The organism is Phycisphaerae bacterium (genome assembly GCA_012729815.1).
Classification (GTDB): domain Bacteria; phylum Planctomycetota; class Phycisphaerae; order JAAYCJ01; family JAAYCJ01; genus JAAYCJ01.
In genome coordinates this window covers 1-24,640 of the sequence record JAAYCJ010000027.1, presented here as the reverse complement: position 1 = coordinate 24,640, position 24,640 = coordinate 1, and the positions used below count along the sequence as shown (strand labels likewise).

Sequence of the window (24,640 nt, the reverse complement as noted above, 5' to 3'; positions counted from 1 at the left end):
GGGCGGCGGACCTACATTTGGGCGACGCACTTCTAAGGGGTGACGGCATGGGTTTCAGGTCATTTCGGTTTGGAGTTGGTTGGCGGCGGCGGGGGAGCAGGCGAGGAGGGGGAGGGGTTCTCGGCGGTAGGTTTTTGGGTTGATGGGCCAGAGGGGTTGGCGGTTGGGTATGCCGCGGTCGTCGAGTCGGAGGATGGTTCCGCCGGCGCGGTCGAGGAGGAGGGCGGCGGCTGCGACGTCCCAGAGTTTGCCTTTGAAGTTGATAGCGGCGTCGAGTTTTCCGGCGGCGACGAGGGCGATGTGGTAGGCGACGGATCCGAAGTCGCGGACGATACGGACGCCGGCCCACCGGCGGAGGTATTCGGGGACGTGGAGGAGTTCGGAGCCGGAGACGGCGATGACGCTGCGCTGGTCGAGGGGCCGGTCGGTGACGCGGACCGGCTGATTGTTGAGTCGGGTGGGTTCGTTGAGGCTGGTGTGGAAGATCATTCGCGGTCGCGGCAGGGCGATGGCGGCGACGGCGGGCGCGTGGCGGTAGAGCATGGCGACGGAGCAGGTGAAGCTGGGGATGCCGGCGGCGAAGCAGCGGGTTCCGTCGATGGGGTCGATGACCCAGACGCACTCGCGTTCGAGTTCATCGGGTTTGAGCATGTCGGAGGCTTCCTCGGCGATGATGCCGTGGGTGGGGAAGAGTCGCCGCAGCCGCTGGACGATCATTTCCTGGACTCGGTGGTCGGCTTCGGTGACGACGGTGTGGTCGTCCTTGAGGGAGACGGCGGTTTTGCCCATGAGGCCGAAGGCGAGTTCGGCTCCGCTTGAGGCGAGGTCGACGGCGACGCGGGTGAAGCTTTGGATGTGACGGTCGAGGTCTATCGCCACGGTTCCTCCTTTGCCGGTATTGTACGGGGCGGCGGGCGGTTTACGAAAAGAGATTCCGGCCGTCGGGGATCAGGTCGAGGGCTCTATGGAGTTGGTGGAGTTGGACGGATTTCTGGGGCGCGGGCTGGAGGTGGTCCCAGGGCAGGGCGCGGTCGGGGTGGATGTTGCGATGGGCGTAGAAGGCTGGGTCGAGGCCGGCGTGTTCGATGGCGCGGTAGTAGTGGTCGGGATGGAAGGTTTCTTCCCAGGCGTCGAATCGCGCGCCGAGTTTCCAGGCGTGTTGGAGGGCGGGGCCGACGCGTCGGTCGCCGCGGGCGAGGACGGCTTCGACGCGGCTTCGGTGTCGGTTGTGGAAGCTGATCTTGATGTGGCGTTTTCCGCGGGCGGCGTTTCTGATGATGGTTTGGGCGCGATCGACGTAGTCGAGGTCACGCTGGCCGATCCACTGGAGCGGGGTGTGGGATTTGGGGGTGAAGATGGAGATCGAGACGTTGACGTCGGCTGTGCGTCGGGCGACTTGTCGGCGGAGTTGGGCGATGTGGTCGGCGAGTTCGACGATGCGGGGCAGTTGGTTGGGGTCTTCGCCGGGCAGTCCGATCATGAAGTAGAGTTTGACGTGCTGCCAGCCGCACTGGTAGGCGCGGGTGGCGGCGTCGAAGATGGCCTGGTCGTCGATGGGTTTGTTGATGATTTGTCGGACGAGGGGGTCGGCGGATTCGACGGCGATGGTGAGGGGGGCTTTGCGGACGCGGCTGGTGCCGGCGGGGATGAGTTCGAGTTGTTTTTCGGCGCGGAGGGAGGGGAGGGCGACGCTGACGTGTCGCGGTCCCATGGCGGCGTTGAGGTCATCGAAGAGTTGTCGGAGTTCGGGATGGTCGGCTGAGGAGAGGCTAAAGAGGGAGATTTCGGTGAGGCCGGTGTTGGCGAAGGTTTGCTCGGCGAGTTCGACGATTCGCTGTCGGGAGCGGAAGCGGAGCGGCCGTCGGGTGCAGCCTTCGTGGCAGAAGCGGCAGGCGTGAGGGCAGCCGCGCATGATTTCGATGTTGATTCGTTCGTGGACGGTCTGGACGTAGGGGACGATGGGTTTGGTGGGGGCGGCGACGGTGTCGAGGTCGCGGACGAAGGTTTTGACGACGGGCATGGGCAGGTCGGGTTGTTTGGGGGCGATGGCGTCGATTTCGCCGTCGTGGCGGTAGCGGACGTCGTAGAGGCTTGGCACGTAGACGAAGTGGAGGCCTTTGGCGAGTTCGGCGAGTTGGTGGTCGCGGCGTCGGGTGTGTTGTCGGATTTGGCGGAGGAGGTCGACGAAGGGGGGCAGGGCGGCTTCGGCTTCGCCGAGGATGGCGAGGTCGATCAGGTGTGCGAGGGGTTCGGGGTTGTGGGCCTGCGAGCCGCCGATGAGGACGAGCGGGTCGTTGTCGGAGCGTTCGGCGGCGGCCAGCGGGACGCCGGCGAGGTCGAGCATTTCGATGACGTTGGTGTAGAGCATTTCGTATTGGACGCTGAAGGCGATCAGGTCGAAGTCGCGGAGCGGGCGGTAGGATTCGAGGGCGTAGAGTGGGAGGTTGGCGTGTCGGAGTCGGTCGGCGGCGTCGGGCCAGGGGCAGAAGGCTCGTTCGCAGAGGACGCCGGGGATGGCGTTGAGGACGTCGTAGACGATGTGGACGGCGAGGGACGAGCTGCCGACGGTGTAGGCGTCGGGAAAGGCGAGGGCTATGCGCAGGTCGGCGGCGTCCCAGTCCTTGCGGATCATGTTGACTTCGCGGCCGATGTACTGGGCTGGGTTTCGGACGAAGGGCCAGAATTTATCTTTGAGTTCGTCGGTTGTGGGCATAAGGTTTTCTATCGTCGAGCGTCTGGTTCGGGTTTGTGTGTCGTTTGGGTTCGCGGTTGAGTGCAAATGATGAATGATAGCAATGTCAGGGCGGCAAAGCCACCGCTGCTTCTGGGCGCGCACCTGTCGATTGCGGGCGGGTACGATCGGGCGATCGGGTTGGCCGGTCGGCTGGGGTGCAACTGCGTGCAGATATTCGTGAAGAATCAGCGGCAGTGGGAGGGTCCGGCGATCAGCGACGAGCAGGCGGCGGCGTGGCGGTCGGCGCTGGCGTCGAGCCGGCCGCGGGTCGAGCGGGTGGTGGGTCACAGCGCGTATTTGATTAATCTGGGCAGCGACGATGTGGTGGTTCGCGGGCGGTCGATTGCGGCGCTGGCGGATGAGCTGGGGCGGTGCCGGCGGCTTGGCGTGGGCGATCTGGTGATGCATCCGGGCAGCCATCGCGGGAGGGGAGTTGAGGAAGGGATTCGTCTGGTGGCGAAGGGGTTGGACGAGGTGTTGGCGGCGGACGGCGGCGAGACGCGGGTGCTGCTGGAGACGACGGCGGGCGCGGGCGGATTGATCGGGAGCGTGCCGGAGGAGATCGCGGAGGTCATGGCGGCATCGAGGCATCCGGAGCGATTGGGGTTTTGCATGGACAGTTGTCATCTGTTCGCGGCTGGGTTCGACGTGGCGGATCGTCGGGTGTTCGATGGATTGATGGCGCGGTTCGAGAAGCTGGTGGGTCTGGAGCGGTTGGGTTGCGTGCACTTGAACGATTCGGCGGGCGAGTTGGGCAGCCGGCTGGACCGGCACGCGCACATCGGCGAGGGGCGGATCGGGTTGGCGGCGTTCGGGCATTTTGTTCGCGATGAGCGTCTGGTTGGCGTGCCGAAGGTGATTGAGACGCCGAAGGGCGACGATTTGACGTTTGACCGGCGGAATTTGCGGTTGTTGCGGAAGTTGGCGGAGGAGGGGCATGGCCAGGTTTCGTGATCGCGGTTTGGTTGACGGGGGTTGGGCGAAGGCAGTAGAATTCACGGAATGGCGCAGAAGCGGCGAAACAAGGCGGTCGATTACACGGCGTACCTCGCGTTGCGGATGGTGACCCTGGTGTTCCATCTGTTTCCGATTGAGTGGAATTTGCGGGCGGCGCGGCGGCTGGGCGACGCGATGTGGTGGATTATCGGGACGGACGTGCCGTTGTTGCGGAAGCTGATCAAGCGTCGTCATCGCGATCAGATCATGGAGAATTTGCGTCGGTCGCTGGGCGACCGGTACAGCGAGGGGGAATTGGCGGCGATCGGGAAGGCGTCGTGCGAGCACCTGGTGATGTTCTGCATGGAGTGTTTTTTCACGCCGCGGTTGGTGACGCTGGGCACGTGGCGTCGTCACGTTCGGCTGAAGAACTTTGAGGAGGCGTTGCGGGTGCTGTTGCAGGGTCGCGGTGCGGTGCTGTTTACCGGGCACTACGGCAGTTGGGAGCTGGCGGGATTTACGCTGGCGTGTCTGGGGTTTGACACGGTGGCGGTGATGCGTCCGCTGAATAACCCGTTTATCAACGATTATTTGCTGAGCATTCGGGAGCGTCGGGGTTTGAAGCTGCTGTACAAGAAGGGGGCGACGGCTGGGGCCCAGGAGGCGTTGGCGAGCGGCGCGGCGTTGGGATTCATCGCGGATCAGGACGCGGGCCGCAAGGGGTTGTTCGTGGATTTTTTCGGCCGGCCGGCGTCGACGCAGAAGAGCGTGGCGCATGCCGCGCGGAGTTTCGGCGTGCCGCTGATCGTCGGCTGCGCGAGACGGATTTCGTGGGATGAGTTTCTCTACGAGCTGGAGGTGGCGGACATCATCTATCCGGAGGACTGGGCGGGTCAGGAGGATGAGATTTTTTACATCACGCAGCGGTTCATGAAGGCGCAGGAGCGGATGGTTCTGGCCGATCCGCGTCAGTACTTGTGGCTGCACCGGCGGTGGAAGACTCGGCCGCGGGAGGAGCGCGAGGCGGGGTAGGCGGGTTGGTTTGGAGGGTAGTTCATGGCTCGCTGGTTGACGTGCTCGGTGGCGGTTTTCGTGGCGTGCGGTTCAGCGGTTTGGGCGGGTCAGGCGGAGGAGTTGCCGATCCGGATGTGCCGGCAGAGGGTGGAGGTTTCGGGGGTCGGCGGCGATGCGCGGGTCGAGGTGATGCCGCTGTACCGTGGGGCGAAGTGGGCGATCACGTCGCGATGGGACGACAATCCGACGGCGGCCGATCTGAAGATGGGCGAGCTGCTGGGTCGGTACGGGCAGAAGGGGACGTTTTACGTGGTTGGCGGCGGGTTGGGCGCGGAGGCTGAGAAGACGCTGATCGCGGGCGGGCATGCGGTTCAGTCGCACACGCTGACGCACGCGGGCGGTCCGGGCAGCGTGTACAACAAGACGTGGGAGGAGTATCTCAAGTCGCGGATCGACATCGAGGCGCGGACGGACGTGCCGGTCAACGCGCTGGCGTTTCCGGGCAATGGGTTTGTTTATGCTCCGATGCCGGAGTTTCACTGGGCGATTTACCGGGTGCTTCGCCGCTGCGGATACGTTCACGCGGCGTGGAGCGGCGGGCCGTTTCCGGAGGGGATGGAGGGGCTTTCGGGGAATCTGGAGCTGCCGGGCGACGGCCATCCGATCGAGCCGTGGTTTGGTCAGCGGTTCGGCGATGAGAGTCAGCGGCGGGTCGAGCCGAATTTGAGTTTCTGCACGCACGCATGGGCGTACGAGAACTACAACAAGTGGGAGATGCTGGAGGAGCAGATCAAGAGTCACTCGCATCTGGAGGACTGCTGGTACTGCACGCAGAGCGAGTACGGGTCGTACCGGTTTCAGCGGGAGTACGGGGAGATTGAGAATATCGGGCATGAGGGCGGGACGCTGTCGTTTGAGCTGGCGAGGCCGTCGGTGTTGGACGCGGGCGCGAGCGTGCCGTTGACGTTGGAGGTGACGGGCGTTGTTGCGGGGGCGGCACGCGTGGCGGTTGACGGGCAGGCGGTTGAGGCGGACCGGCGGAGTGAGACGTCATTGGTTTTTTCGGTGCCCTATCCGGTTTGCGATGGCATGCTGCCTGAGTTGATTGATGCGGTGTATGTGAAGGACGAGCCGGTCGCGTCGACGGATTTTCCGTCGCTGAGCGGTGCTATTCGGTTGTCGGATGACGAGAGGCAGTTGCGGCTTGAGTTGGTCAACGGGGGCGAGGCGATTGAGGACGTGGTTGTGACGTACCGTTTGCCTTTGGCGGCTGAGCCGCCGGTGGTGCGGCGGGAGTGGGGCTCGGTGGCGGGTCAGTCGACGCTTCGCGACGCGGTGGATGTTCGGTGGGTCGATCGGTCGTTTGGATCGGTGGATTATCCGACGCTGCTGGCGGCGCAGGTTGACTTTACGGCCGAGGGTCGGCGAGGGCGGCTGTACGTGGCGGGCTATCACAACGTTGCTCCCGTCGATGCTCCCGGTTGGTATCCGGCGGGCAATTTCCTGGTGCTGTCGCCGTCGGCGGGGCGGAGTCTGGGCGGATCGGTGATCCGGGCGGCGTGTGGCGAGCCGGATGGGGTTTATGAGCTGGCGGACGGGGCGCGGTTGTCGTGGCAGGCGTGTCCGGCTGCGGAAGGCAACAGCCGCGAGTACGTCGGGTTCGAGGGTGAATGTCTCTTTACCTCGCTCGTCGACTCGCCGAAGGCGCAGGAGGCGAAGGTTTTGTGCCTCGGTTCGCGGGCGATCTGGATCAACGGGCGGGTTGCGGAGAACGACCAGACGGTTGCCTTGAAGGAGGGGGCCAATCGGGTAGTCGTTTTGTCGACGGGGGGTTTTTACTGGCGGCTAAGGTCGGCAGCCGACGGGAGGCGTCTGGAGGGTTTGCGGTATTCGCCGCCGGTCGATTCGGAGCGGGTGGTGACGGTCGGGCAGGACGGGCCGTACCGGATGTTCGTGACGGATTGGCTGATCTGCGGGCCGTTCCCCAATCCCGGCGCTCGGCCGGTCAAGCAGGGGTTCGACGTGGACTATCTGGTTGCGGCGGGCGGCGAGGCGAAGGTCGAGGCGAACGCGGGCGAGCGGATCACGTGGAACGAGAAGCAATACGGATGGACAAGACTCGGCGCGGACGAGCACGGCAGCGTGGACCTGATGGGCCTCGAGCCGATCAAGGCGCTGGAGTTTCCCAACGACGTGCTGGTCTACGCCGGCTGCGTGATACGTTCGAAGCGGGCGCAGACGGTTCGGATCGGTATCGGCAGCGACGACGGCTACAAGCTGTACGTGAACCACGAGCTGGTCCGCGTCGAGCGGGCGTTTCGCGGAGCTCAGCCGGATCAGGAAGTTTTCGCGGTCACCCTCCGCGAAGGGGACAACGTGGTGCTGCTGAAGATCGATCAGGACTTCGGGCAGTATAACTTCTTCTTTACGCTGACCTCGCCGACTTTTGAGGCGCTGGAGGTCGCGGGGTTTTTGCCCGGTTTGTAGATTCGTTGTCTTGGGGTTCCTCACAGGGGAGGTCGCTCGGAATCCGCTTGATCGGGTGCGGGCCGGCTGCTATAAGATTGGGCTGGAGCGAGGTATTTCCTTTGATTTTCTCGGAGCGTACACGATGAAGACGGCTTTGGCGTTGACGGATGTTCGGACGCGGGTTTGCGGGCTGTTGGAGAGCCGGTCGGTGGGCGTCCAGGTGCTGCTGGTGGTGGTTGGGGCGTATTTGACGGCGTTGGCTGCGCAGGTCAAGATACCGCTGCCGTTTACGCCGGTGCCGGTGACGGCGCAGGTGTTGGTGGTGCTGCTGATCGGCGGTTTGCTTCGTCCGCGGCTGGCGTTTGGGGCCCAGGCGGTGTTTTTGTTGGCGGGGATGGCGGGGTTGCCGTGGTACGCGGTGGGCGGCGGGTATCCGCTGGGGCCGACGGGCGGGTACATTCTGGGATTTGTTTTGTCCGCTCCGATGCTTTCGATGCTGTTGCGGCGCTACGGGGTTGGCCGGTCGCTGACGGGCGTGGTGCTGGCGATGGCGGCGGCGGTGACGACGATCCATCTGCTGGGCGCGACGCACCTTGCGTTGCTGACGGGGGCTCCGATCGGGGCGACGCTGGCGATGGCGGTGGCTCCGTTCGTGGCGGTGGACGCGGTCAAGATCGTTCTGGCCGCGGGTGTTGTCCGGGCGGTGCGGCTGGAGAGCCGGTAATCTATTCGCTGAAATTCCAAGCGGGCACGGCTGGTCCTTTCGAGATCAGCTCTTCGAGATGGCAGCCGTTCCAAGCGGAGGGGAAGGCTTTTGATGGCCGGTAGAGCGGGCCGTGGGTCACGCGGCAGGCCATGACGTTGTGCCAGCGGCCGTCGGCGAGTCGCAGGGCCGCGGTGGTGGGATGATCGACCAGCCAGGCTTCCGCGTAGTCGGGATCGTCGGAAGGGGGGAGCGGGCCGAAGTCGGCTTGGGCGTCTCGAATGGTGAAGGGAGAGGCCAGACCGCCGCGTTCCAGATCGATCGGCCAGCAGACCAGTTTTCCACGTCCGCGTCCGGTCTTTGGGCTGATGGCGACGTTGGGGTCGTAGGGGTTGGAGATGACGTAGGGCGTGCCGTCGGCGGTGCAGCCGACGGAGACGGGGGCGTCGTTTCGGACATCGGCGGCGCGGGCGGCGGTGCGCCATGAACGGCCGTTGTCGGAGGATCGCCAGACCTCGATGGAGCGAGCCGAGTCCGGGTTGCCTTCTCCGGGCTGTCCGCGTGCGCCGAAGAGGAGCGAGCCGTCGGCCATGCGGGCCAGTGAGGGCTCAAACCACGGGCATTTTTCGGCGAGGTTCGCGCCCTCGCCGGGGTTTTTGGCTTCGGCGGTGGGCAGGAACGCGGCTGGTTGCCATCGTCCGTCGCGGAAGGTCCAGCGGCAGGCGCCGACTCCCACCGCTGAGCCGTCCGCCTTGCCGGCCAGGACCGGCAGGAGGAGATCGTCGCCGTCGGGAATCGCGGTGGTCATTCCGGATGAGACGATGCGCCATTGGTTATCGGCGGTCATCAGGGGGGATTCGGGATTCTGCGTGGCGGTTTGGGTTCTGACGCTGCGAAACGCGGCGCCGTCGTATGAGAAGGCGTGGACTTCCAGCAGGTCGCGTCTTCCCGGGCTCCACCACTGGAATCGGCCGTCTTCGTCCAGCGGAAAGGCGTGGGCCTGGCATAGGCCAAATCCCGTGCCGGCGGCTGGGTGGTTTGAGCCGTCGGATCGTCTTGCGCCGAGGGGGACGAATCCTGCGAGCATCGGGCTCTTGAGGATCAATCCGGCCTTTTGAGTTGGGCTGTCGTCCCAGCGTTCATTGCGGTTTACGGCTGTGGTTTGAGCCGCCAATACGCCGGATGGGTCGTCGAAGGGGACGAGGTCACTGCCGTTGAGGAAGCCGTAGGTGGGCGTGCAGGCGACTTCGATCGCGGCCAGCACAGCGGCGCGTCGCGGCGCAAGCTGGAGGAGGAATCCGACGCCGTATCGCCAGACCTGTCCATCGGGGGTGTCGAGCGGTGCGGTCAGGTCCGGCGGTCCTTGTGTGACGCCTGCAATGGGTGACGAGAGGTTTGTTTTGTGTTGTGGCATCGGAACGCTCTTGGTATCCGGAAAGGGGTGAGGGTCAGGTGGCCGCAAGTTGGCTGACGAGGTTGTCGAATACGTGTTTGGCGGAGACGGACTCCATGCAGGGGGCGGGCAGGGCTGGATCGGGGAGTTTTTCGCACGTTCGTTTGAGGCACGGCGCGTCGGGGCAATGGGCCTGCAGGATGCTTTCGGGCCGGCGGTAGGGACCGGTGCGGTCGGCGTTGGTGGGGCCGATGACCACCGACAGGGGCCGGTTGAGGGCGACCGCCAGGTGCATGGCGCCGGAGTCGTTGCAGACGACGGCTTTGGCGGCGGCGATGAGGGCGACGAGTTCGGGCAGGGCGGTCTGTCCGGCCAGGTTGACCACGCGGGGGCTTCGGGATTGTTCGACCACCTGGTCGCAGAGCGGTCTTTCGCCGTTGGCGCCGGTCAGCACCACGGGCAGGTCCAGCTCATCGACGACCATGCGGGCCAGTTCGGCGAAGTGTTGGGCGGGCCAGCGTTTGCTCGCCCAGGTGGCGCCGGGCGTGAAGGTGACGTAGTCGCTGCGGCGGTCGAGGCGGTCGCGCAGGGCGCGGGCGACTGACTGACGGGCATCGTCGCTGACGGGCAGCGGGAAGGTCGGGTTGGAAACGTCCAGGTCCAGAAGCTGTCCGGCCGAGAGGATTCGATCGACCACGTGCGTGTTGGTTGGCGACGGCGGGCAGCGGTGGGTGTAGAACAGCCATCCGAGTTCGCGTTTTTCGGCTGGGCCGATTCGCACGGCGGCGCGGGTGGCCCAGGTGAGGAAGCTGGATCGAAACAGGCCCTGGAGGTCGAGGACCAGGTCGTAGCGGCGGTCTCGCAGGGATCGGAGGAAGCGGCCGAAGCGTTTGCTGACGACCCAGCTTCGCCCGACGTAGCCGAATCGCCGTCGGTCGAATTCGACGATCTCGTCGATCAGCGGATGGCCGCGGAGCAGCGGGGCCCAGCGGGTCGCCACGAGCCATGCGATTTTTGCTTGAGGGAACTTCTGGCGCAGCGGGGTCAGGATGGGCAGGGCGGTGATCACGTCTCCCATCGCCGAGGGCTTAACGATCAGGATGTTGCGGAAGTCGCGTTGGATCGATTTGCCCATTGGCGGTCTTCAGGCTCCCGGTCTGACGGCGGTTTTTTTGTCGCTCCGCTACTGAGGCACGTGGTCCGGCTGGCGGCCTTCGCGTTCGTTTTCGATCTGCCGCCACAGGGTCCGCCAGTCGGGCAGTCCGCTGCCGTAGTGGGTCAGGTAGGCCTTGAGGAAGCGGACGCGGTCGGTCATGGTGATCAGCGGGCTTAAGTCGGCTGAGAGCGACAGGCGGACCAACGGCCGCAGTTCGTCTTTGGCGGTGGGCCGGCGTTTGAGGCGCAAGCCGTCAAGGTCCACCAGCACCAGGCGCAGTTTGTCGGGATCGATTCTGTTGCGATGCTCCAAGCCGGCGCCCTGGACGAGGATGTTGGTCGCTTTCATGTCGCGATGGACGAATCCGCTGCGGTACATCCTGCGGAGCAGGGCTGCGAGCTGGTCCATCAGGACGGGTTTGATGGTTTGCCTCTGCCGGCGGGGCATGGCGGGCAGGACGGTGGTCAGGAAGACACGGAGGTTCAGGGAGGGTTTGACTTCTTCGGTGATCAGCAGGCTGTCGGCGAGGTATGGCCCGATCCGGCGTTCCAGGACGGCCAGCGGCTGGGCGACGGGAATGCCGCGGTGGAGCAGGGCGTAGCTGAGCTTCCAGGCCCGCAGACAGCGGGAGTGGCGCAGGCAGTCCCAGATCGCTCCGAGGGGTTTTCGGCGGATGTGCCGTTTGCAGACGACGGAGACGCGATGGTCGCCGACGTCGATCGCGCCCCGGGAGACGAGGGCTGATCGCGAATGCTTGATCGGGCGGGACTGGGCCAGAAGGTGTTCGACGAGAGCCTCGGGGCATTCCAGTATGCGTTTCCAGTCGTCGGCGCGAAAACTCAGGTGCGAGGCGGCAGAGCAGGGCCAGCGGTGCTTGGACCGCAGGAACACGTGTCCTCGCCAGTAGTTGGGCAGCCTGATGCACGTGAAGTAGCGGGAGGTCTTGAGGACGCGGCGGTCGCGGGAGGCCCAGAGTCGTCGCGAGTGGGTCTGGGTGGCGTGGCCCAGGAGGCGTGCCCAGTGCTTGAAGGTGTCGGGGGCCCAGGTTCCGTTGGACCAGGTCCCAAGCTGGTGGCGGTAGACCATGTATCGTTTCAGGAGCCGCATCCGCTGGGTGATAGTGGCGTGCTGGCGGAACCACTGGTTGAGTTGGGCCAGATTTTCGAGGGCGACCCGGTGGGAGACGGCCCGGCCGGTGCGGATGCTGTGCAGATCGACCAGATGGACCTTGACCCGGGGGTCGGAGGGTTCGACCAGCAGGTTGCCCGGATGGAGATCGGAGTGGGCGATTCCGCCTTCGTGGGCCTTGGCCAGGAGCTCAGCGACGGCGTCTTCCAGTTCGGCGATGGTCCGGGCCGGCTGCGACTGGCAATCATCGGTCAGTCGGTCCCAGTATTCTGTAAGTGATGCTGATTTTGGTATACCTTCAGTGATTAACAGGCAGTCCACGGGGCTTGGTTCGCCGTTGCAGAGGGCATAGGCGACGGGCCGGACGCAGTTGATGCCTTTTTCGCAGGCGTAGCGGGCGACCCGCCATTCCTTCAGGCAGGCGGGCCCTCGCAGCCAGCGTTTGAGGCGCCACCAGCGGCCGGCTCGCAGGAAGAGCTTGAGATAAAAGGATTTCTCGCCCAGACGGATGCGCCAGACCTGTCGTTGGACGTTTTCCTTGATAAGTTCGCCGCCGATCTGGCGTGGGTTCAGCCAGTTTAGCTTATTAACATCAAGTTGTGTTGCTGATTCGGTGTAGGCGAACTGCCAGTTCAATGGTGTGGGGCCGCTGATGGTATCAGAAGGTCCCGAATTGGCCGTATGGTCCGGTTGGTCACTGGTCACTACGTTTTGGGTCATGGAAGAGCCATTTCCAGGCCTGGTTGGTGACGGTTCGAGTGTCACCCCGCAGACAAGTATTATAAGGCAAGGGGGATGTACTTGCAACCGGCAGGGGCGGTGCGTATGGTAAATAGGCTCTTGGCGGGGCGGACCGGACGGTCGAAACCGCGGTTTCCGAAACGCAGGCATTTACAGGAGGTTACAGGAGACGCCGATGAGCGATCAGACCATCACGTTAATTACGGGCGACGGAACGGGACCGGAACTGGCCGAGGCGGCGCGTCGGTGCATTGAGGCGACCGGGGCTCCGATCCGTTGGGACATCCAGGAGGCGGGGGTGGACGTGATGGCGCGGGAAGGGACGCCGCTGCCGGAGCGGACGATGGAGTCGGTTCGGAAGAACCGGTACGCGCTGAAGGCTCCGATCACGACGCCGGTGGGCACGGGGTTCCGGTCGGTCAACGTGTTCCTGCGGCAGTCGCTGGACCTGTACGCGTGCGTCCGGCCGTGCAAGAGTTACAAGGGGGTGCGGTCGCGGTACGACAACATCGACCTGGTGTTGGTGCGAGAGAACACGGAGGACCTGTACGCGGGCATCGAGTTTCAGCGGGGCCAGGACCCGACGCTGGAGCTGATCGAGTGGTTGAACCGCCACGGCGAGGGCAAGCGGAAGATCGGGACGGACGCGGGGATCAGCATCAAGCCGATCAGCGAGGCCGGGACGCGGCGGATCGTCAAGTACGCGTTCGACTACGCGCGGCAGTACGGCCGGCGCAAGGTGACCAGCGTGCACAAGGCCAACATCATGAAGTTCACCGACGGGTTGTGGCTGGAGGTCTCGCGCGAGGTGGCGAAGGGGTATCCGGACATCGAGTTTGAAGACCGGATCGTGGACAACATGTGCATGCAGTTGGTGCAGAAGCCGGAGCTGTACGACGTGCTGGTGCTGCCGAATCTGTACGGCGACATCCTGAGCGACCTGTGCGCGGGGCTGGTGGGCGGGCTGGGGGTGGCGCCGGGGGCGAACGTGGGCGAGCACGGTGCGGTGTTCGAGGCGACCCACGGCAGCGCGCCGAAGTACAAGGGGCAGAACAAGGTCAATCCGACGGCGGTGATCCTTTCGGGCATGCTGATGCTCCGCCAGCTTGGCATGACTCGGGAAGCGGAGCTGCTGGAGCGCGGGGTGGCGGCGGTGATCGAGGAAGGCCGGGACGTGACGTACGACATGAAGGCGCACCGCGACGATCCGACGGCGGTGGGCACGCAGGAAATGGCGGATGCGATCATCGCGAAGATCAAGACGATGAAGTAGCGGCGGCAGGAGGATGCGGATGGATTCACGAGAGCGGATGCGAGCGGTGTTTTCGGGTCGGCTGCCGGATCGGGTGCCTTTTCTGGCGACGATCTTCACCGACCATGCGTGCCAGATCAGCGGTCGGCGGTTTGAGGAGGCGCTGATCGATCCGGCGTTGGGCAACCGGTGCATGGTGGAGGCGGCGGTTCGTTGCGGCTGCGACGGCGTGCGGTTGCGGATCGGGCCCGGCGACGATTGGTATCGCGCCAAGGAGGTTCGCGAGCACGAGGGGCGGCTGATGCAGTTCGACCGTTCGACCGGTCGGGCTGAGGGTTTTTACGACGTGGACGGCGGCGGCGGTCTGGTGTTGTTCGAGCCGCCCAAGCCGGTGGCGAGCATCGAGGAGGTGCGGGCGATCCCGGTTCCGAGCAGCCGCGAGTACGTGGAGCGCGGGTGCGTGCGCAACGTGGCTGAGTGCGTGGCGGAGGCCCACGGCAAGGGCCTGTTCGCGATCGGGATGTGCGGCGGCCAGACGATCAACTTCATGGTCCAGCAGCTCGGCGACCCGGAAGACGCGCTGATGTGCTTCCACGACCGGCCGGAGCTGGCGTTCGCGCTGATCGAGAAGGCGGTGGCGATTACCACGGAGATGGGCAAGGCGCTGATCGAGACGGGCCTGGACTGCATCTACATTGGCGACTCGTACGCGTCGGCGAGCGTGATCAGCCCGGCGACGTACGAGCGGTTCTGCGTGCCGGCGTATCGCCAGGCGGCGGCGGAGTTTCGCGGTCGGGGCGTGTTCTGCTACAAGCACTGCTGCGGGAATTACGATCCGCTGCTGGAGAGTCTGCCGGCGGTGGGCGTTGACGCGATGGACGGGATCGATCCGAGCAGCGGGATGAGCGTCGCGCACACCAAGTCGGTGCTCGGGGAGAAGCTGACGCTGATGGGCGGGATCGCGTGTTTGACGCTGCTGGACGGCACGGTGGAGGAGGTGTACGACGAGGCCCGGCGCTGCGTCGAGGCGGGCAAGCCGGGCGGCCGGTACATCCTCGGCAGCGCGTGCGCGGTGCCGCGGAACGCTCCGGTGGAGAATCTTCGGGCGGCGGCGCAGGCGGCGATCGATTTCGGGACGTACTGATCGTCGCGGCCTGGCGGCGGCGCGATCTGGACAGCGGGCGAGCGTCCGGATATTCTTCGGTTGGCTGGCGGCGATTGTATGGCGGGTTCTTCGGTGATGCCAGAGAAGGTGACAGGTCGGATGGATCGGGCGTGGCGGGCGAAGTCGCCGTCGGCGCTTCGTCCGGTTTCGGTCGCGTACGGCTGGCTGACGCGGGCGCGGAATCTGCTGTACGATCACCAGGTTTTCAAGACCCTCTGGCTGGACGTTCCGGTGATTTCGGTGGGCAATCTGACCACGGGCGGGACGGGCAAGACGCCGACGGTGATCTACGTGGCGGAACTGCTTCAGGCGATGGGGTATATGCCGGGCGTGGTGCTGCGCGGCTACGGGGCCAAGCGGGGCGAGTTCAGCGATGAGGAGCTGCTGCTTCGCCAGCAGTTGGCGGCGGTGCCGATCGTGGCGAATCCGGATCGCCCGGCGGCGGCGCGGCGGGCGGTGGGTCAGTCGGCCCAGGTGCTGATCGCGGACGACGCCTTTCAGCACCGGCGGCTCGGGCGGGATTTGAATATCTGCCTGATCGACGCGACGTGCCCTTTCGGGTATGAGGCGATGCTGCCGGCCGGTCGGCTGCGCGAGCGGCCGGAAGAGCTTCGACGGGCGGACCTGGTGATCGTGACGCGTTCCGATCAGGTTGCCGCCCAGGCATTGGACGAGGTTTGCCGGCGGATCGGGCGGTACTGTCCGGGCAGTCCGATCCTGACCAGCAGCCATCTTCCGCGTGAGCTGGTGGACCTGGACGGTTTTTCGACGGAACTGACGTACCTTCACGACCGGGCGGTGGTGGCGTTTGCGGGGATCGGCCGGCCGGAGTCGTTTTACGAGAGCCTTTCGCGGCTTGGCGCGCGGGTGGTCGACCGGGTCAGTTTCGCGGATCATCACGACTATTCGGGGCAGGACCTGTCCGATCTGGAGGATCGTCGTCGTCGGTCTGGCGCGGAGCTTCTGGTCTGTACGAGCAAGGACGTGGTCAAGCTGGACCCGCGCGTGCTGATGTCGGCGGGGGTGGACCCGCGGCGGATATCGGCTTTGTCGATCGCGATTCGGTTCTCATCCGACGACGAGCGGGTTTTGCGGTCGATGCTGCGGGAGCGGATCGAGGGATTTGGCCGGTGCATTGCGGAGAGATCATGGATCAGCGGATCAGCGAGTTAGTGGAATTTCTGGATCAGAATCGTCCCAAGCCGGTTCTGCTGGTGGGCGATTTCATGCTGGATCAGTACCTCTACGGCGACGCCGAGCGGATCAGTCCTGAGGCCCCGGTGCCGGTGCTGCGGGTGGTTCGGCGGAAGGATCGATTGGGCGGCGCGGGTTCGGTGGCGGCGAGTCTGCTGGCATTGGGCTGCCGGACGTTTTGCGCGGGGGTGGTGGGCGACGACGAGCCGGGCCGGGCGGTGCGCTCGGGGCTGGCGGAGGCGGGCGCGGAGCTGGCGTGCCTGGTGACGGCGGCTTCGCGTGCGACGCCGCTGAAGCAGCGGTTGGTGGGTCTGGCCCAGCATCGGATTCCGCAGCAGCTTTTGCGGGTGGACCATGAGGACTGCACGGCGTGCGACGCGGAGACGATGGGCGATCTTGGGCGGCGGATCGAGGCGGTGTTGCCGGAGGTGGGGGCGATCGCGATCGAGGACTACAACAAGGGGTTGCTGGCGGGCGGCTTGGTCGGGTGGCTGGCGGACCGGGCGCGCGAGCGGTCGATTCCGGTGATCGTGGACCCGGCGGCGATCGGCGATTACGGTCGGTACGCGGGCGTTTCGGTGATTACGCCGAACCGCGTGGAGGCATCGCTGGCCGGCGGCGTGCGGATTGGCACGATCGAGCAGGCGGCGGAGGCGGGCAGGGCGTTGCGCGAGCGGCACGGGATCGAGGCGGTCGTGGTGACGCTGGACGCGGACGGGATTTACCTGTCGAGTTCGACGGTCAGCGAGCACGTGCCGACGGAGCGTCGCGAGGTGTTTGACGTGACGGGCGCGGGCGACGTGGTGCTGGCGGCGCTGACGTACGGTCTGGCGGCGGGATTGGACCTTCGCGGTTCGTCGGTGCTGGCGAACGTGGCGGGCGGCTGGGAGGTCGAGCAGTCGGGCGCGGTGCCGATCACGCTGGACCAGCTCCAGTGGGAGCTGCTGAAGCTGCACCGGTCGCATTTGGGCAAGGTGGTGGACCGGCGGCAACTGCTGCGGGAACTGGCGATCCTGCGGGCGCACGGCAAGCGGGTGGCGTTCACCAACGGGTGTTTCGACCTGCTGCATCCGGGCCACATCACGGTGCTGGAGTACGCGCGTCGTCAGGGCGACCTGCTGGTGGTGGGGCTTAACTCGGACCGGTCGGTGCAGTCTCTTAAGGGTCCGAGTCGGCCGCTGATCAACCAGACGGACCGTGCGCGGATGATCGCGGCGCTGGAGGCGGTGGACTACGTGGTGCTGTTCGACGAGAAGGAGGTCGATTCGCTGGTGCACGAGGTTCGGCCGGACGTGCTGGTCAAGGGCGGCAAGGGTCGCGACGAGCGACCCGAGGGGGTGGTCGGGTACGATTTTGTGACGGGCTACGGCGGCAGGGTCGTGCTGGCGCCGATCGAGAGCGAGTACAGCACGACGGGCATCATCCGCTCGATCGTGGATCGGGCGGGCGACGATTTGAACGGGGCATAGCATGATGCTGGACAAGATTCGGGCGAATCTCGAGGACCATCGGCGGACGGTGGAGATGTTGACCAACGAGCACGTGGCGGTGATTTCGCGGATGTCGGAGATGATCGCCGAGTCGCTGGGCAAGGGCGGCAAGCTGCTGCTGGCGGGCAACGGCGGGTCGGCGGCGGACGCCCAGCACGTGGCGGGCGAGTTTGTGGGCCGGCTGGTGTACGACCGTCGTCCGCTGCCGGCGATCGCCCTTTCGACGGACACGTCGGTGCTGACGTGCGTGGGCAACGACTACGGGTTCGATGACGTGTTTCTCCGCCAGACCGAGGCGCTGGCGGCTGAGGGCGACGTGTTTTGGGGGTTTTCGACGAGTGGGCAGAGCGGCAACGTGCTGGCGGCGGCGAAGGCGGCCAAGGCGAAAGGGGCGCGGGTGTTGGCGTTCACCGGCGAGAAGGGGGGCGCGCTGGCCGAGGTGGCGGATGTGACGTTCCGATCGCCGGCGAGCCGCACGATGCGGATTCAGGAGGTCCACATGCTGGCGTATCACATCATCTGCCAGTTGGTGGAGGAGTCGCTGTGTCCGCGCTAGCGGCGACGGTCCGGTGGGTCTAGTGCGTTCGGGATTGACGGTCGAGGCGGTTGTGAGGGTGCGTCGATGCCGATCAGTGTGGTCTGCGAGTGCGGCAAACGGCTGAAGGTCAAGGATGAGGCGGCGGGCAAGCGGATTCGATGTCCCGGGTGCGGAACGGTGCTGGAGGTTCCGTCGGCGGAGGCGATCGGTCAGGCGAGCGAACCAAGCGAGAAGAAGCCCGTCAGCGGCCGGTCGTGTCCGTGGTGCACGGTGCAGTTGCCGGATGACGCGGTGGTGTGCCTGTCGTGCGGGTACGACTTTCGGACGGGCCGCAAAGCGGCGGCGGTGAAGCAGGAGAAGCCGCCGAGCTGGTTTTACCGGTTCAACGAGGTGATGACCACGGAGGTGGCGAACCTGTTGGGGTTGCAGATCACGCCGTGGCGGCTGAGCGGGCTGGCGGGCGTGGCGCTGTTCGTTCTGCTGGTGGTGGTTCCGTTTGCGAATCCGGCGCCACTGACGTTTGTGGAGGTGGCCCAGATCGACGCGTTCACGGCGGTGCATGGGGTGCGGCATCGGAACCCGGCGGTCAAAGCCGTTCAGGGCGGCAAGGCTGAGTTGGGCTTCGACGGCGAAGGCAATTTTGTGGTGGTTCGCGAGTGTCCGGAGGGGCGGTTTCTGCTGGTGTTTGTGCGGATTTCGCAGGAATTCCTGGTGGCCAAGAGTCTGTGCAACGAGACGGACATCATGGTGCGTCAGGAGTGCGTGAAGCTTTGCTCGGACCAGCGTGAGATGAAGCCGTTGATGCTGAATTACGAGTACGACGAGGGATCGGTGGGGGCGCAGATCACGACGGCGGGATCGCCGCTGAGCGTTTTTCCGCCGGCTGGGCTTGCCGCCGCGACGCCGTCGCCGGACCCGAACGACGATTCGGTTGTCTATTTCGCGTTCGACGGGGAGGTGGCGTCGCAGCCGTGGTTCTATACGGGGCCGGGCACGGTGAAGGGCGAGGTGGCGGCGGCGGCGCTTTTGGCGAACGAGCAGAAGGACACTTCGCTGGGCACGATGTCGCGGTTTGGCGGCGGCGGGATCACCGGTTCGAGCCTTGATACGCAACTAGCGGCGGTGGGCCAACTGGGCTACGTCGGCGACTCCGGCATCACTGCGACGCTGACCTACCGCAACGACCGCATGACGATCACGTGGAACGACGGCAGCCGCGGCTGGCGGAGCACGCCGGAGATCTGGCGGCTGCGGAGTCTGTTCGAGGATTTTTCGACGTGGACGGTGGCGATGATCGTGCCGCGGCCGCTGGAGGGCGAGGGCGACTACCGTCTTTCGATTCTCGATCAGACGATCACCCTTCCGGTCTCGCGGTACGCCCGTCCGCGGGATTCGCTGGACGACCTGATGGAGCAGTGGCCGGATCGGCCGATGGACGTGATTCCGGAAGACGACGCGGACGAGGAGTTCTGGGACGAGTAGATGATCAGCGCGTACGAGATGTTCTGCGAGGCCAAGCCGAGCGGCGATCCGTTTCGTCCGCGGCGGGCGGTGTTTCTGGACCGCGACGGGACGTTGATCGAGGACGTGGGTTACATCCGCGATCCGGACCTGGTGCGGTTGATGCCGGGCGTGGCTGAGGGGCTTGGTGCGATGCGGTCGGCGGGCTTTTCGCTGGTGGTGGTCAGCAACCAGGCTGGGCTTCCGCGCGGACGGTTCACGGATGCGGAATTCCGGGCGGTTCACGAGCGTTTCATGGCGCTGATGGCGGCGGCGAAGGTGCGGCTGGATGCGTGCTATTACTGCCCGTACCATCCGGACGGTCCGGTCGCGGCGTACCGCGGCCTCAGCGGAGCCCGCAAGCCGCGTCCGGGCATGCTGTGGTGGGCGGCGTGGCGGTGCGGGGTGTTTTTGCCCGGTTCGTGGATGATCGGCGACCGGTGGGACGACGTGCGGGCGGGCGTGGCGGCGGGTGTCCGGACGATCAAGCTGCCGGACACGACGGATCGTCGGGCGCAGCCGGAAGGGTTGAAGGCGGATTTTTTTGCTGACAATCTGGCGGCTGCGGCTACAATAGTGTCGGACCGGATGGGTAGTTCTAGGCCGATCTGAACGTCGCGCCGGGGTGCGGGGCGGAAGTGAACGGGCGCGTCGTGATCGGCTGGAAGCAGGTCGGACTATGGGTGAAGACCAAAGCACGCGGCAGAAGGCGGCCTCCGAGGATATTCATGCTCCGTTCGCGCCGTCGGCGTCTCCGGGGCCGGCCGATCTGAAGGGGGTGGAACGGAAGCTCGATGAGATTCTCCAGCAGTTGCGTCTGATCGCCCGGGTCCAGCAGCATCGCGATTTTTCGCTGTTGCGGTTGATCGGCATCGTGGCCCAGTTGCTGGTGCTGGTGCTGCTGCTGTGGACGGCGGTTGGATTGCTGGACCTTCCGGAGCTGCATCCGTATTCGAGCGTGGGGCTCAAGTTGTTGGGGGCGATCGCCCTGCAGATGCTGGCGATGACGTTTTTTGTCATTGATCGGCAGGAAGGGTGAAGGGGCTGAGATTCTCGGCTGAGACGGCCCGTTCGCGGGCGTTGACCGCTTCCTGATGTGGCCTGTCCAGTTGATGCCATTGGGCCAACCGTCCTCGTCCGGCGCGTTTGGCGGCGTAGAGGGCCTGGTCGGCGATCAGGATCAGTTCCTGGTAGGTGGCGGCGGGTTGATCGGTCGGGAAGGTGGCCGATCCCATCGAGCACGACATGCAGCGGCCGCTGCGAGCGGGGCCGATCACGATGGACGAGATATCATCGAGGATTCGCTGGGCGAACACGGGGACGCCGTCGGCGCCGGTTTCGGGCAGGGCGATCAGGAATTCGTCGCCGGCGTAGCGGGCGACCAGGTCGCTGTCGCGGACGGAGTTTCGCAAGACGCGGGCCAGGTCACCGATGGCCTGGTCGCCGGCTGGATGGCCGTAACTGTCATTGATCCACTTGAAGTGGTCGATGTCGATGAGGATGATGCTCAGCGGTTTTTGGTAGCGGCTGGCGTAGGCGAAGGCGTGGGCCATCCACTGGTGCATGTAGCGGTTGTTGTGGAGTTTGGTCAGGCCGTCGCGCATCGAGAGGTCGTGAAGCTGGGCGTTGTCGTCCCGGAGGCGGTCGAGACAGCGGGCCTGCTCGGCCAGGGCGCCGCGAAGGTCCTTGAGTCCGCTTTGGAGCTCGTCGATTCGTCGCCGGGCCCGGGCGGCTTTGAGGATGTAGCAGAGCAGGACCGAGAGAGGCACGTCACGTGGGAGCACCAGGTCGATACCCAACTCCAGTGCGGTGGTGACGGCGGTGGGGTTTGGATCCTGGGCGATCCAGAAGACCGGCAGGTATTCGGCCCGGTTGATCATCCGCACGATGGTCGGCAGGTCCATCTGATCGACCTCGCGGAGCACGCTGGCGACCAGGACGGCGTCGAGGCAGGCCTGGCGGGCCTCGGAAAGCTGGGCGAGGTCTTCGGCGAGAAAGGTGCGAAGGCCGGCGGATTGGAGAGGGGGTTCGACGGATCGAGCCCAGCCGGTATCGACGTCGATCAGCAGTACCCGGATTGGCTCTACGGCGGCCATCGGTCCTGTCCTTTCGCCCGCCGCTGCCTGCCGGCGGGAGTGATATGCCTTCTCACTTTGAGCATAAGATACACACGTCGAAGAAATCAAAGACCGATCGGAGGCGGCTGCGAGTCAGTGAGTTAAGGTGGTTAGATTGGGTAAAGGGGGTGGTTTTAGGATATGCCGGTACGGCCTGTCATCATGTCAGCCCGGCGTCGCGGGGTGTGGAAAAAATGGCAAGCGGCACGGCCCCAGAAAGGGCATTCGCTTTTGTGCGGTATAGCTCTTGTGCTGACAAGCACTTATATCGGCATAGAGCGTATGGGATTTGGTACATGGTTTGCATAGTGTCCTGCGATGGCGACTGTGCCATTCGAAGGACGAGTGCCGTGTCGACGGACATTGTGGAACCAACGCGACGCATTCTGGTGGTGGAAGCCCGTAGCGAGTGGCTTGAGGGCGTGGCCCGCGAGTTGGCCCGGGTGTCGGTGACGCTGCGCTGGGCGACCACCGAGAATCAGTCGCTGCGGATCCTGAAGTCGGAGCGTCCGAGCCTGGCGTTGGTGGCGGCGGACGAACCGCGGCTGGGGGGGTTGAATTTGGTTCGTCGGATGCACCTGATCGCTGAGAACCTGCCGGTGGTGTTGATCGGGGGTCGGTACGACCGCCACTGGCTGGAGGAGGCCCTGCGGCTCAAGGCACTGACGATTCTTCCCCGCCCCGTCAGCAAGGTCACGGTGATCGAGACAGTCATTAAGGCTTTGAAGGTCGGCTCCCCGGTGAAAACACCCGGTTGGTTCGGAGGCGCTTCGGCCAACTAGGGCTCTTGTGGAAATGCTTTTTCCGTGGTTTCCGAATTGTTACGAAAGGAGTAGCTATGAAGCTCAGACCGTTAGGCGAGAAAGTCCTGGTCAAACGTCTCGAGGCGGAAGAGAAGACCAAGGGTGGGATCGTGCTGCCGGATACGGCCAAGGAAAAGCCGAAGCGCGGCAAGGTGGTGGCGGTGGGCAGCGGCAAGCTGCTGGAAGACGGGAAGCGCAGCGAGCTGCAGATCAAGAAGGGCGACGAGATCATCTTCACCAGCTACGCCGGGACCGAGGTCAAGGTGGACGGCGAGGAATACATGATCATGGACCAGTCAGACATCCTGGCGGTCGTGGAGTAGAGCGGAGACCCGCAGAAAGAAAGGAGTGAACTCACATGGCAGCGAAAAAGCTGGCATTTGACGCGGAAGCCCGCGAGGCGATCCGCAGGGGCGTGAAGCAGTTGGCCCGCGCGGTCAAGATCACGCTGGGGCCGTCCGGCCGCAACGTCGTGCTGGAGAAGTCGTTCGGTTCGCCGACGGTGACCAAGGACGGCGTGACGGTGGCCAAGGAGATCGAGCTGGAGGACGCCTACGAGAACATGGGCGCCCAGATGGTCAAGGAAGTGGCTTCGAAGACCTCGACGGTGGCGGGCGACGGGACGACGACGGCGACGATCCTGGCCGAGGCGATCTTCGACGAGGGCCTCAAGAACGTGGCCGCCGGGGCCAACTCGATGGAACTGAAGCGCGGCATCGACAAGGCGGTCGAGGCCGTGGTGGCCGAGTTGGCCAAGATGTCGACCAAGATCGAGTCGGAGAAGCAGATCGCCCAGGTGGCGACCTGCGCGGCCAATCAGGACGCGGCGATCGGCAAGATCATCGCCGAAGCCATGCAGAAGGTCGGCAAGGACGGCGTGATCACGGTCGAGGAAGGCAAGAGCCTGGAGACGAACGTCGATCTGGTCGAAGGGATGGAATTCGACCGCGGCTACATCAGCCCGCACTTCATCAACGACCCCGAGAACATGCAGGTGGTGCTGGAAAAGCCCTACGTGTTGATTTACGAGAAGAAGCTCTCGTCGATCAAGGACCTGATCCCGATTCTGGAGAAGGTGGCGAAGGCGGGCCGGCCGCTGCTGATTCTCGCCGAGGACGTCGAGGGCGAGGCGCTGGCGACGCTGGTGGTCAACCGCCTTCGCGGCACGCTTCAGTGCTGCGCGGTGAAGGCCCCCGGTTTCGGCGACCGCCGCAAGGCCATGCTGGAGGACATCGCGATCCTGACCGGCGGTCGGGCGATCTTCGAGGACCTGGGCATCAGCCTGGAGAACCTGGACGTGAGCGATCTGGGCCAGGCCAAGCGGGTGAAGGTGGACAAGGAAAACACCACGGTGATCGAAGGCGCCGGTTCGGCTTCGGACATCAAGGGCCGGATCGAGCAGATCAAGAACGAGATCGAGAAGACCACCAGCGACTACGACCGGGAGAAGCTCGAGGAGCGTCTGGCCAAGATGTCGGGCGGCGTGGCCCAGGTGAACGTGGGCGGCGCGACCGAGGCTGAGGTCAAGGAGAAGAAGGCGCGGGTCGAGGACGCCCTGCACGCGGCGCGGGCGGCGGTCGAGGAAGGCGTGTTGCCCGGCGGCGGCGTGGCCGTTCTGCGGGCGATGAAGGCCATCGACAAGCTCAAGCTGAGCGGCGACCAGAAGACCGGCTCGGAGATCATCAAGCGGGCGTTGACCGCCCCGATCAAGCAGATCGCGGACAACGCGGGCCTCGACGGTTCGGTGGTCTGCCAGAAGGTGATCGAGCACACCGACAACCCAAATTTCGGGTTCAACGCGCTGGAGGGCAAGTACGTCGATATGGTCCAGGCGGGCGTGATCGTGCCGACCAAGGTCGAGCGGACGGCCCTGCAGAACTCGTCCAGCATCGCCGGACTGCTGCTGACCACCAGTTGCGCGGTTTCGGAGATTCCGGAAGAGAAGAAGCCGGCGGCTGCGCATCCGCCGCACGGCGCGTACTAAGCAGCCGTTTTCATTGTTGTCAACCTGATCGCGGGCGGCCGAGTCGAAGTCGGGCGCCCGCTTCGCTTTTACCGCACGCCGGCGGCGGAGGATTTTTCGCGGTTGACGATCCACGGCCGGCATGTCACTCTGCGAGAGGCTGCGCTCCGTTTTCCGTGGACGCATCCTGTCATCCTCGGGGTTGTGGCGCAACGGAATACGCTGGCGGTTGCCCGACGAGGCGGCTTTTGGCGGCGGTTTGCGACGGCGTCGCGTTGGTTATAGGACGATGCGGGAGTTTTTTTTCGCGTGTTTTCGGCGGCGATCGCGGGTTATGGGACGTG

General features: G+C 65.1%; 21 protein-coding genes. 15 read left to right on the top strand and 6 right to left on the bottom strand.

Features of this window, described 5'->3' with window-relative positions; all coding sequences use genetic code 11:
* Positions 1–54: 54 nt before the first annotated feature.
* Together GXY33_02270 and GXY33_02265 are read right to left on the bottom strand one after the other, a co-directional pair.
* Complete coding sequence (locus tag GXY33_02270) at positions 55–879, bottom strand: inositol monophosphatase (GenBank protein NLX03949.1); 825 nt, start codon at positions 877–879, stop codon at positions 55–57.
* Positions 880–919: 40 nt separating this feature from the next.
* On the bottom strand, positions 920–2,713 hold the full coding sequence (locus GXY33_02265; GenBank protein ID NLX03948.1) for a TIGR03960 family B12-binding radical SAM protein: 1,794 nt from the start codon (positions 2,711–2,713) through the stop codon (positions 920–922).
* A gap of 69 nt (positions 2,714–2,782) precedes the next feature.
* Here GXY33_02265 and GXY33_02260 point away from each other — a divergent pair, with 69 nt between their 5' ends.
* From GXY33_02260 to GXY33_02245, 4 genes are all read left to right on the top strand, one after another.
* A complete protein-coding gene (locus tag GXY33_02260) occupies positions 2,783–3,688 on the top strand; it encodes a deoxyribonuclease IV (GenBank protein NLX03947.1) in 906 nt (301 codons plus the stop codon).
* A 48-nt stretch (positions 3,689–3,736) separates the two neighbouring features.
* Positions 3,737–4,702 (top strand): lysophospholipid acyltransferase family protein, encoded by a 966-nt coding sequence (locus tag GXY33_02255; protein NLX03946.1) that lies wholly within the window; start codon positions 3,737–3,739, stop codon positions 4,700–4,702.
* Between the two features lie 24 nt (positions 4,703–4,726).
* Positions 4,727–7,171, top strand: a complete 2,445-nt coding sequence (locus GXY33_02250) for a polysaccharide deacetylase family protein (GenBank protein NLX03945.1) — start codon at positions 4,727–4,729, stop codon at positions 7,169–7,171.
* 124 nt (positions 7,172–7,295) lie between these two features.
* On the top strand, positions 7,296–7,877 hold the full coding sequence (locus GXY33_02245) for a biotin transporter BioY (protein ID NLX03944.1): 582 nt from the start codon (positions 7,296–7,298) through the stop codon (positions 7,875–7,877).
* 1 nt (position 7,878) lies between these two features.
* On the opposite strand, the gene GXY33_02240 is transcribed toward GXY33_02245, so the two are convergent.
* The 3 genes from GXY33_02240 to GXY33_02230 are packed head-to-tail and all read right to left on the bottom strand — an operon-like array spanning position 7,879 to position 12,169.
* Positions 7,879–9,270: an exo-alpha-sialidase gene (locus GXY33_02240; GenBank protein ID NLX03943.1), complete on the bottom strand. Its 1,392-nt coding sequence runs from the start codon at positions 9,268–9,270 to the stop codon at positions 7,879–7,881.
* 34 nt (positions 9,271–9,304) lie between these two features.
* The gene (gene waaF, locus GXY33_02235; protein ID NLX03942.1) at positions 9,305–10,384 is read right to left on the bottom strand and encodes a lipopolysaccharide heptosyltransferase II; all 1,080 of its coding nucleotides are present in this window, start codon (positions 10,382–10,384) and stop codon (positions 9,305–9,307) included.
* A gap of 48 nt (positions 10,385–10,432) precedes the next feature.
* On the bottom strand, positions 10,433–12,169 hold the full coding sequence (locus GXY33_02230) for a hypothetical protein (protein NLX03941.1): 1,737 nt from the start codon (positions 12,167–12,169) through the stop codon (positions 10,433–10,435).
* Between the two features lie 280 nt (positions 12,170–12,449).
* Here GXY33_02230 and GXY33_02225 point away from each other — a divergent pair, with 280 nt between their 5' ends.
* The 8 genes from GXY33_02225 to GXY33_02190 all read left to right on the top strand — a co-directional run bounded on the left by GXY33_02225 (position 12,450) and on the right by GXY33_02190 (position 20,452).
* On the top strand, positions 12,450–13,547 hold the full coding sequence (locus GXY33_02225; protein ID NLX03940.1) for an isocitrate/isopropylmalate dehydrogenase family protein: 1,098 nt from the start codon (positions 12,450–12,452) through the stop codon (positions 13,545–13,547).
* A gap of 19 nt (positions 13,548–13,566) precedes the next feature.
* On the top strand, positions 13,567–14,670 hold the full coding sequence (locus GXY33_02220; GenBank protein NLX03939.1) for a hypothetical protein: 1,104 nt from the start codon (positions 13,567–13,569) through the stop codon (positions 14,668–14,670).
* Positions 14,671–14,790: 120 nt separating this feature from the next.
* Positions 14,791–15,864, top strand: coding sequence for a tetraacyldisaccharide 4'-kinase (gene lpxK / locus GXY33_02215; GenBank protein NLX03938.1), 1,074 nt, complete (start codon positions 14,791–14,793; stop codon positions 15,862–15,864).
* On the top strand, positions 15,840–17,354 hold the full coding sequence (locus GXY33_02210; protein NLX03937.1) for a bifunctional heptose 7-phosphate kinase/heptose 1-phosphate adenyltransferase: 1,515 nt from the start codon (positions 15,840–15,842) through the stop codon (positions 17,352–17,354). The genes lpxK and GXY33_02210 overlap by 25 nt, the downstream gene beginning before the upstream one ends.
* A 4-nt stretch (positions 17,355–17,358) precedes the next feature.
* Positions 17,359–17,931, top strand: a complete 573-nt coding sequence (locus GXY33_02205; GenBank protein ID NLX03936.1) for an SIS domain-containing protein — start codon at positions 17,359–17,361, stop codon at positions 17,929–17,931.
* 66 nt (positions 17,932–17,997) lie between these two features.
* On the top strand, positions 17,998–19,395 hold the full coding sequence (locus tag GXY33_02200) for a hypothetical protein (GenBank protein ID NLX03935.1): 1,398 nt from the start codon (positions 17,998–18,000) through the stop codon (positions 19,393–19,395).
* Positions 19,396–20,025 carry an HAD family hydrolase gene (locus GXY33_02195; GenBank protein NLX03934.1) on the top strand — a complete coding sequence of 210 codons (630 nt, stop codon included), beginning with the start codon at positions 19,396–19,398 and terminating at the stop codon, positions 20,023–20,025. It begins immediately after the preceding gene.
* Positions 20,026–20,092: 67 nt separating this feature from the next.
* Positions 20,093–20,452: a hypothetical protein gene (locus GXY33_02190; protein NLX03933.1), complete on the top strand. Its 360-nt coding sequence runs from the start codon at positions 20,093–20,095 to the stop codon at positions 20,450–20,452.
* On the opposite strand, the gene GXY33_02185 is transcribed toward GXY33_02190, so the two are convergent.
* Positions 20,430–21,509, bottom strand: a complete 1,080-nt coding sequence (locus GXY33_02185; GenBank protein NLX03932.1) for a diguanylate cyclase — start codon at positions 21,507–21,509, stop codon at positions 20,430–20,432. The genes GXY33_02190 and GXY33_02185 overlap by 23 nt on opposite strands.
* A 371-nt stretch (positions 21,510–21,880) precedes the next feature.
* On the opposite strand from GXY33_02185, the gene GXY33_02180 reads away from it, so the two are divergent.
* From GXY33_02180 to groL, 3 genes are read left to right on the top strand one after another with little or no spacing between them, the layout of a single operon-like run.
* Positions 21,881–22,312, top strand: coding sequence for a response regulator (locus tag GXY33_02180; protein NLX03931.1), 432 nt, complete (start codon positions 21,881–21,883; stop codon positions 22,310–22,312).
* A 56-nt stretch (positions 22,313–22,368) separates the two neighbouring features.
* Entirely contained in the window at positions 22,369–22,656 is a 288-nt protein-coding gene (locus GXY33_02175; GenBank protein ID NLX03930.1) for a co-chaperone GroES, read from the top strand.
* Between the two features lie 35 nt (positions 22,657–22,691).
* On the top strand, positions 22,692–24,317 hold the full coding sequence (gene groL, locus GXY33_02170) for a chaperonin GroEL (GenBank protein ID NLX03929.1): 1,626 nt from the start codon (positions 22,692–22,694) through the stop codon (positions 24,315–24,317).
* The last annotated feature ends 323 nt before the right edge of the window (positions 24,318–24,640 follow it).

Excerpts from the sequence above, each read along its gene's own strand:
- GXY33_02265 (NLX03948.1), bottom strand. The coding sequence starts at position 2,713 with ATGCCCACAACCGACGAACTCAAAGATAAATTCTGGCCCTTCGTCCGA.
- GXY33_02260 (NLX03947.1), top strand. The coding sequence starts at position 2,783 with ATGAATGATAGCAATGTCAGGGCGGCAAAGCCACCGCTGCTTCTGGGC.
- GXY33_02255 (NLX03946.1), top strand. The coding sequence starts at position 3,737 with ATGGCGCAGAAGCGGCGAAACAAGGCGGTCGATTACACGGCGTACCTC.
- GXY33_02250 (NLX03945.1), top strand. The coding sequence starts at position 4,727 with ATGGCTCGCTGGTTGACGTGCTCGGTGGCGGTTTTCGTGGCGTGCGGT.
- GXY33_02245 (NLX03944.1), top strand. The coding sequence starts at position 7,296 with ATGAAGACGGCTTTGGCGTTGACGGATGTTCGGACGCGGGTTTGCGGG.
- GXY33_02240 (NLX03943.1), bottom strand. The coding sequence starts at position 9,270 with ATGCCACAACACAAAACAAACCTCTCGTCACCCATTGCAGGCGTCACA.
- waaF (NLX03942.1), bottom strand. The coding sequence starts at position 10,384 with ATGGGCAAATCGATCCAACGCGACTTCCGCAACATCCTGATCGTTAAG.
- GXY33_02225 (NLX03940.1), top strand. The coding sequence starts at position 12,450 with ATGAGCGATCAGACCATCACGTTAATTACGGGCGACGGAACGGGACCG.
- GXY33_02220 (NLX03939.1), top strand. The coding sequence starts at position 13,567 with ATGGATTCACGAGAGCGGATGCGAGCGGTGTTTTCGGGTCGGCTGCCG.
- lpxK (NLX03938.1), top strand. The coding sequence starts at position 14,791 with ATGGATCGGGCGTGGCGGGCGAAGTCGCCGTCGGCGCTTCGTCCGGTT.
- GXY33_02210 (NLX03937.1), top strand. The coding sequence starts at position 15,840 with ATGGATCAGCGGATCAGCGAGTTAGTGGAATTTCTGGATCAGAATCGT.
- GXY33_02205 (NLX03936.1), top strand. The coding sequence starts at position 17,359 with ATGCTGGACAAGATTCGGGCGAATCTCGAGGACCATCGGCGGACGGTG.
- GXY33_02200 (NLX03935.1), top strand. The coding sequence starts at position 17,998 with ATGCCGATCAGTGTGGTCTGCGAGTGCGGCAAACGGCTGAAGGTCAAG.
- GXY33_02195 (NLX03934.1), top strand. The coding sequence starts at position 19,396 with ATGATCAGCGCGTACGAGATGTTCTGCGAGGCCAAGCCGAGCGGCGAT.
- GXY33_02190 (NLX03933.1), top strand. The coding sequence starts at position 20,093 with ATGGGTGAAGACCAAAGCACGCGGCAGAAGGCGGCCTCCGAGGATATT.
- GXY33_02185 (NLX03932.1), bottom strand. The coding sequence starts at position 21,509 with ATGGCCGCCGTAGAGCCAATCCGGGTACTGCTGATCGACGTCGATACC.
- GXY33_02175 (NLX03930.1), top strand. The coding sequence starts at position 22,369 with ATGAAGCTCAGACCGTTAGGCGAGAAAGTCCTGGTCAAACGTCTCGAG.
- groL (NLX03929.1), top strand. The coding sequence starts at position 22,692 with ATGGCAGCGAAAAAGCTGGCATTTGACGCGGAAGCCCGCGAGGCGATC.